This window comes from Lacisediminimonas sp. (assembly GCF_030645335.1).
Classification (GTDB): Bacteria; Pseudomonadota; Gammaproteobacteria; order Burkholderiales; family Burkholderiaceae_D; genus Lacisediminimonas.
The window spans coordinates 1-7,627 of record NZ_JAUSNH010000087.1 but is presented as its reverse complement, the minus strand read 5'-3'; the positions used below and the strand labels follow the sequence as shown (position 1 = coordinate 7,627).

The following is a 7,627-nucleotide window of genomic DNA, read 5'->3' as shown; positions in this document are numbered from 1 at the left end:
CGCTGGTGCCGCAGATCCTCGACGAGCACCAGCAAATGGCGGGATGCTGGGAGTCGCTTGGGCGGCAATTGCAGGCAGTCGCGCAAGGAAGCGGCAGCAGCCTGGGCGCAGACGAGGTCCGGCGCTTCGCCGAATTGTATTCAAGCCATATGGAAAAAGAAGAGAAGACGATCGCCCCGATGGCAAAGCGGCTGTTTTCCGACGAACAGATGAACAAGCTCGGCAACGCGATGCGTACTCGCCGCGGCATTCCCGAGGAGCCCGTCGATGTCCATCGCTGAGCTTCGCCGCGAGTACACGCGCGCCAGCCTGTCCGAAGAACAGGTCGCCGACGACCCGGTCGCCCAGTTTGCGAAATGGTTTGATGAAGCCTTGCGCAGTGAAGTGCCGGAGCCGAATGCAATGAGCGTCTCCACCGTCGCCGCCGGCGGACTTCCCTCATCGCGCATCCTGCTACTGAAGGATTTCGACCAGCGTGGATTTACCTGGTACACCAATTACGAAAGCCGCAAGGGTGAAGAACTGCAGCACAATCCGCGCGCCGCGCTGCTGTTTTTCTGGCAGCCGCTGGAGCGGCAGGTGCGGCTCGAAGGATCGGTAGAGCGCGTCAGCGCAGAAGAAGCAGACGCCTACTTCAACATCCGCCCGCTGGGCAGCCGGCTCGGTGCGCTGGCATCTGCGCAAAGCCGGCCGATCCAATCGCGGCAAGCGCTGGAAGAACGTTACCGGCAAGCCGAGCAGCAACATGGCGATTCGCCACAGCGGCCGCCGCATTGGGGTGGTTACCGGCTACGGCCGGAGTATGCAGAATTCTGGCAGGGCCGGGCATCCCGCCTGCATGACCGCATTGCCTATAGCCTGCAAGGCGACGGCAGCTGGCGCAGGGAGAGATTGCAGCCCTGATTCCGTGGCCGGGGCCGCCGCAACGACGAAGATTCGGGCAGTTTTCCGCAGTTTTTTTACCGCAAGCAAGCAACCCATTCCGGCATTCACAAGCGTGGAGGCACAGATGTTTTGGGAAAGAAGACTTGAGAACTGGATCGACGGCATACGCAGGGACTCGCCCCTGTCGCTGCGGCTGACGCTGTGGAACGGCCGGCAATTCGACTTTGGCGCGCCCGAACCCGAAGTCACCATCCGAGTGCCGCACGTGGCGGCGCTGGGCTACCTGCTCAAGCCGACACTGGCCAACCTCGGCCAGGCCTATGTCGAGGGCGTGCTGGAAGTGGAAGGCCGCGTCAACGCGCTGATTGGTGTAGCCAATACGCTGGCAGCCAGGACCATCAAGGATGGCGGTCGCTCGGCCCGCGGTTTCAACCCGTTCCGCCATACACGCAGCAAGGATGCCGCTGCCATCCAATACCACTACGACGTCTCCAACGAGTTTTACCAGGCATGGCTTGATCCGAACATGGTCTATTCCTGCGCCTATTTCGAGAATGGTGACGAAGACCTGGCGACTGCGCAGATCCGGAAAATCGACCACATCCTGGACAAGATCCAGGTGCAGCCGGGGGACAAGTTGCTCGACATCGGTTGCGGCTGGGGTGCGCTGGCGATTCGCGCCGCCCAAAAATATGGGGCGCGCTGCGTCGGCGTCACGTTATCGAACAACCAGTATGCGCTGGCCCGGCAACGGGTAGAACAGCTGGGCCTGTCGGACCGCGTCGAAATCCGTTTGCAAGATTACCGCGATGTCAGCGGCACTTTCAATCGCATCACCAGCGTAGGGATGTTCGAACATGTCGGCATCGCCAACCTCGCCGCCTATTTCGCCCGTATCCACGCGCTGCTGGCCGAGGGCGGCATGGCAATGAACCACGGCATCACGTCAACCGATCCCGAGAATGGCGAAACCGCCTACGGTGGCGGCGACTTCATCGACCGCTATGTATTCCCGCACGGTGAACTGGCACATGTATCGACAGTGCTCAAGGCCATGCAGCAGGGTGGGCTGGAGGTCGTGGATGTCGAGAACCTGCGGCGTCACTATGCGCGCACTTGCAATCTATGGGCCGAGAACTTCGAGGCCAATGCGGATCGGCTGCGGCAGATGGTCGACCCGAAACGGTTCCGCATCTGGCGGGTGTACCTGGCCGGATGCGCCTGGGCATTTTCCCATGACTGGATTTCATTGAACCAGGTTGTCTGCGTCAAGGCCGGCCAAAAGTGCGATGTGCTGCCGTGGTCGCGGCGCCATGTTTATGGCGACCGGCGCGGGCAGTGAAACACTGCCCGCCACGCATGACCTGATCATTGCTTTTTTGTTATTCGATTCGCGGCCTCTGGGCTTGCTTTACGGGTGTTCTGCTTGCTGCAGCCATCAGGCAGAACACCCCGCATGGAAGCGATTAGACCGACCGTCCAAAAAAAGGATGACTCGGATCCGTATAACCAGGCACCGAAGCCTCCCCCGCCGGCACCAGGCGATCCACCATCGCCTCCTCTTCAGCGGACAGGGCAAGACCGACAGCGCCGTAATAGCCCTCCAGTTGCTCCAGCGTCCGGGGCCCCGCAATAACCGACGTCACCAGCCGGTTGGCCAGCACCCAGGCCACGGCAAATTGCGTCAAGGGAATCCCGCGTGCCGCCGCATGTTCGCCAAGCACAGCAGCAATCTCCAGCGACGCATCCCGGAACTCGGTCTCCATCATGCGGCGCTCACCGCGCGCCACCCGCGACCCAGCCGGCGGCGCTGCACCCGGCATGTATTTGCCAGTCAGCACACCGCGCGCGATCGGGCTATACGGCACCACGCCGATGCCGTAATGCGCGCAAGCCGGCAACACCTCCACCTCCGGTCCGCGATTGAGCAGGTTATAGCAGGGCTGACAGGCTGCCGGCAGCGGCACACCGTGGCGTTCGCACAGCCGGATCACTTCGGCAATGCGCCAGCCACGAAAATTCGACAAGCCGAAATAGCGGATCTTCCCGCTGCGGACCAGGTCGCCCAGCGCCATCACCACCTCATCGAGGTTGAGGTCGGGAAAGTCCCGATGCAGGTACAGGATGTCCACGTGATCGGTCGCCAGCCGACGCAAGCTGCAATCGACTTCATGCATGATCCAGGAACGCGAGTAATGCCCATTGTTGGGCGCATCGGACATCTTGTTGCCGAGCTTGGTCGCCAGCACCCAGTCATGCCGCTGGCCCTGCAGCAAGGCACCGACGATCTCCTCGGAGCGGCCGTTGACATACACGTCCGCCGTATCGATGAAATTCACGCCATTGTCGCGCGCGGACGAAACGATGCGCTGCGCTTCATCCTGATCGGTCTGGTCCCCGAACAACATCGTGCCCAGGCACAATTTGGAAACCTGCAAGTTGGTCCTTCCAAGACGACGGGTCTGCATGTGTTCTTCTCTCCTGTTTTACCGGCGGGACATGTTACCGTAGCCAGCCGCTGCGGTGGGAACAATGGATACCCTGCGCTTCAGGCGCTCTGTCCCTGGCCGGCGCGCACACGTTCTATCGCCTCGGCCAATCGCTGATAGTTGACCGGCTTGACCAGATGCACATCGAAGCCGGCATCCCTTGCAGTTCGTACATCGGTGGCCAGGCCATATCCGGTCAGGGCCACCAGCCCCATCTGCCGCGTCGACGGCGATTGCCGCAACTGCCGCGCCAGATCGTAACCGCTGATATCAGGCAGACCTATATCGATTACCGCGACGGTATGGCATTGTTCACGCACGGCCTGCAGCGCTTGCTGTCCGGACGCCACGGCGGTCACCACGTAACCGGACCAGCGCAGCAACTCCGCCGTCATGTCGCGCGCATCGACATTATCCTCCACCAACAGCACTGACGTGCCTGAAACGCCGACGGGCGCCACCGGCGCCACGCTTGGAATGTCGCGCTCCGGCAGCAAGGGCAAGCGCACCGCGAAGCAGCTGCCGGCCCCTTCACCTTCACTTTGCGCGCTGACCGTGCCGCCATGCAGCTCCACCAGGTTCTTGACCAGGGTCAGGCCGATGCCCAGTCCGCCCTTGGCGCGATCCAGCGATACCGTGCCCTGTACAAAGGGGTCGAATATCCGCTCCAGCAATGCCGGCTGCATGCCGATGCCGCTGTCGCGAATCTCCAGCAGCGCCTGGCCATCGTCCTCGCGCAGCGTGATCTCGATGGTGCCGCCGGCCGGGGTGTATTTCAGCGCATTGTTGAGCAGGTTGTTGATGATCTGGTCGATCCGGGCCGGATCGGCATCGACCATCAAGGGCCGGGCATGTAGCCGTACGGTGTAGCCGTCAAGGCGGCCGGTTGCGCGCACCGCATCGACGCAGGCCTGCACCGCATCGCCCAGGTTGAGCTGCACTTTCAATAGCGTAATCTTCCCGGCCAGCATGCGCGCGCTGTCGAGCAAGTCGTCGACGATGCGCTCCAGGTGCGCGCTCTGACGGGCAATGATTTCGTTGGCGCGCAGCGCCGGCTCCGACGCCGATCCGGCCGCCTGGATCAGCGCGATGCCGGCACTGATTGCAGACAGCGGATTGCGCAGCTCATGGCCCAGCATCGCCAGGAAGGCGTCCTTGGCCTTGCTTTCCTCTTCAGCCAGCAAGCGCCCTTGTTGCTCGACTTCCAGCAATCGTTCACGCTCGAGTTCAGCGACGTGGCGCGACGCGCGTTCCTGCGAAATCAGCTCGGCGGCGCGGTGCAGCGCGCGCTGCAGTTCGAAAATCTCGGCCACGGATGAGTCCGACAATGGCGGCATTTCACCCCGCGCCAACATGGCGGAGGCTTTGGCGGCCCGGTCCAGCGACTGCACCAGGCGGCGTCCGAAAATCCATGCCGCAATTCCGGCCAACAACAGTGCGGCCAGGAAACCGATTGCGGCAATTTTTGCCGCATGTCGCCCAGCACCGTCGATTACCGCCACCGGGGCGGCAACGGCCATCGTCCAGTTGCCCCGCTGGGTATGGCTGAAGACATCATAGGATTCAACGCCCTCCCATGTATGGTGGCGGATCTGGCCGGTATGTTCGCGCCGTGCGGCGTCGATCAGCTCGGGCCGGGCATACCTGCCAAGCATGCTTTCGCTACCTGGGCTACGCGCAATGAATTTGCCGTCGCGATCGAACAAGGCCTGCGCCCAACTTGTCGGAATGCCGCTTTCGTCGAGCAAGCGGTCAAACAGCGCGGGGGTCATGACTTCTGCCAGCGCATACCGTTTGCCGTTCGGCAATTGCACCGGAACCGCAACGCCCACCTGCAGCTTGCCCGAGACCGGCCCTTTTACCAGGTTGGACACGAACGGCCCGGTCATCTTGAACAGCGCGCTGATCTGCTCGCCAGTGGCAAGCGGGCCCAGCGGTGAGCCGAAGGGCACCCGCGTGTTGATAATTTGCTGTCCTGAATCGTCCAACAGTACCAGCCAGCCGTCCGTCAGCGGCCGACTGGCTTTCGACATGTTTTCGTGCAGCGAGCGCATGTCGCCGGCTGCCAGGTCAGGCGAAGTGGCGAGCACACGCAACCTGATTTCAGTGGCGTACAGTTCGCGATCGACCGCCAGCGTGGCGGCACGCACTGTCTCGTGCATGCTGCGCAATGCAGTGCCGCGGCCATTTTCGTCGAGCATGTTGAGCGCCCAGCCGGAAACCAGGATGACAGGAACCGTCACCGCGATGGCCAGCAGAACGAAATAGGCCCGGATTTTCATTGTTCTCCAGCAGATGGATGCCAATGCTGCAAAATCGCGGCCCATGCCTGGCGCCGAAGCACGGCCCGCCACCGCCGCTGCGACCTGATTGGAGTCGATTTAATTCGATTGTAGCCATAACTTGCCACATCTGTATCGTAACCAAACACGTGTGCGTCAACCCAGGGGGCACATGCTTGCCTGCATTACAACGCGATTGCGCGATCCATCAGCGACCGGTCAAGCTGCGCAAACCGTGCCAGGTGATGATCCATATCACCGAATTGCCGCGCAATCACCATCAGCCGGCGGAACGTATGGCTGAGCTTGAGTTCATCGGTCATGCCGATGCCGCCATGCATCTGGACCGACTCGGCCGCGACCAGCCGGCAAGCCTGCGCAATCCGGATCTTGGCGGCGGAAACGATCCGGCTGCGCGCCACGGGATCGGTCTCGGTATCGACCTTGACACAGACCAGGCAGGCCATCGACCTGGCCTGCTCATGGGAGATCATCATCTCGACCATCCTGTGCTGCAGCGCCTGGAAACTGCCGATCGTGGTGCGATACTGGCGCCGGGTCTTCAGGTATTCCAGCGTCTGTGCATTGGCATAAGCGATCGCGCCGACCGCCTCGGCGCACACCAGCGCCGTCGCAAAATCGAGCACGTCCTCAATCACCGGCAGAGCGCCGCCGGCCACGCCAAGCAGCGCATCATCGTCCAGCGCAAGCTGGCTGAACAACATATCGGCGGCCGGCATTTCATCCACCGTGCGGTATGGCTTGTGCGTCACACCGGGCGCAGCGGGATCGACCAGGAACAGGCTGATTCCATCGCGCTCGCCGGCTGCGCCGGCCGTCCTCGCGCTGACCACCACACGGTTGGCAAGCGGTCCGTGCAGCACCATGCATTTCTCACCGTCGAGTATCCAGCCTGTGGCGCTGCGCACAGCGCGCATTGCCACGCTTTGCGGCCGGTAGCGCGCGGCGCGTTCGGCGTGTGCGAACGCCAGCTTCATTTCCCCGCTCGCCACCAGGGGCAGGATCGCCGCTTGCTGCGCGGCGCTGCCGCTGCGCGCAATGCATTGCGCAGCCAATCCGAGCGTGGACAGATATGGCTCCACCAGCAGCGCGTCGCCGAATGCTTCCATCACCGGCATCAGGTCGACCGCCCCGCCGTCAAAGCCGCCGTGCTCGCCGGCCAGCGGCAAGGCCAGCACGCCGAGCTCTGCCAGGGTTTGCCAAACACTGTCGCTGGCGCCCGATGCAGATGCCACGATCGCCTTGCGGGCCTCGAAGCCATAGTCCTTTGCCACGAAGCGCCCGAGGGCATCGGCGAATTGCCGCTGTTCGTCGTTGTAATCGAAATTCATGTTGGTCGCTTCCTGCCACAAGCGGCGGCGGGTTTCAAAGCCCGAGGCTCATCTTGGCAATGATGTTGCGTTGTATTTCGTCCGAGCCGCCGTAGATGGTGACCTTGCGCTGGTTCAGGTAGCGCGAGGTGATCGCCGCCAGGAATGCGTCTGCGTCGTCATCCTGCGCAGCCAGGTCGGCTTGCACATATTGCACATATTCACGCAGCGCCAGCGGACCGGCGGCCTGCATCATCAATTCGGCCAGGCCTTGCTGGATAGCGGTTCCCTTGAGCTTGAGCAGCGACACTTCGGGGCCCGGCGGACGGCCAGTGCGACGCATCTCGTCGAGAAAACGCAAGTTGGTTATCTCCAGCGCCATCAGCTCGACTTCCACTTGCGTCATGGCGTCGCGAAAGCGCGGATCGTCCAATAGCGGCACGCCATCGTCGCACACCTGCGATGCCAGTTGCTTGAGCCGTGCAAGCTGGCGCTTGGACGGCGCAATGCGGCCGGAATTCAGGCGTTCATAACCCAGCAGGTATTTGGCAACGGTCCAGCCCTGCCCTTCCTTGTGCACCAGGTTTTCTGCCGGTACGCGCACGTTGTCGAGGAATACTTCATTGACTTCATGGCTGCC

At 62.3% G+C, this 7,627-nt stretch carries 7 protein-coding genes; 3 read left to right on the top strand and 4 right to left on the bottom strand.

Annotated features, from left to right (window positions below; genetic code table 11):
- The 3 genes from Q7T64_RS06260 to Q7T64_RS06250 all read left to right on the top strand — a co-directional run.
- A partial coding sequence (locus Q7T64_RS06260; RefSeq protein WP_370653264.1) for a hemerythrin domain-containing protein occupies positions 1-281 on the top strand: 281 nt, incomplete at its 5' end.
- Positions 268-903: a pyridoxamine 5'-phosphate oxidase gene (gene pdxH / locus Q7T64_RS06255; protein ID WP_304792940.1), complete on the top strand. Its 636-nt coding sequence runs from the start codon at positions 268-270 to the stop codon at positions 901-903. The genes Q7T64_RS06260 and pdxH, both read left to right, overlap by 14 nt.
- A gap of 106 nt (positions 904-1,009) precedes the next feature.
- Positions 1,010-2,227: a cyclopropane-fatty-acyl-phospholipid synthase family protein gene (locus Q7T64_RS06250; protein ID WP_304792942.1), complete on the top strand. Its 1,218-nt coding sequence runs from the start codon at positions 1,010-1,012 to the stop codon at positions 2,225-2,227.
- A 124-nt stretch (positions 2,228-2,351) separates the two neighbouring features.
- Here Q7T64_RS06250 and Q7T64_RS06245 read toward each other — a convergent pair whose 3' ends face one another.
- From Q7T64_RS06245 to Q7T64_RS06230, 4 genes are all read right to left on the bottom strand, one after another.
- On the bottom strand, positions 2,352-3,353 hold the full coding sequence (locus Q7T64_RS06245) for an aldo/keto reductase (RefSeq protein WP_304792937.1): 1,002 nt from the start codon (positions 3,351-3,353) through the stop codon (positions 2,352-2,354).
- An 80-nt stretch (positions 3,354-3,433) separates the two neighbouring features.
- Positions 3,434-5,656, bottom strand: a complete 2,223-nt coding sequence (locus Q7T64_RS06240) for a hybrid sensor histidine kinase/response regulator (protein ID WP_304792934.1) — start codon at positions 5,654-5,656, stop codon at positions 3,434-3,436.
- A gap of 185 nt (positions 5,657-5,841) precedes the next feature.
- On the bottom strand, positions 5,842-7,008 hold the full coding sequence (locus Q7T64_RS06235) for an acyl-CoA dehydrogenase family protein (RefSeq protein ID WP_304792931.1): 1,167 nt from the start codon (positions 7,006-7,008) through the stop codon (positions 5,842-5,844).
- 34 nt (positions 7,009-7,042) lie between these two features.
- A partial coding sequence (locus tag Q7T64_RS06230) for an acyl-CoA dehydrogenase family protein (RefSeq protein WP_304792928.1) occupies positions 7,043-7,627 on the bottom strand: 585 nt, incomplete at its 5' end.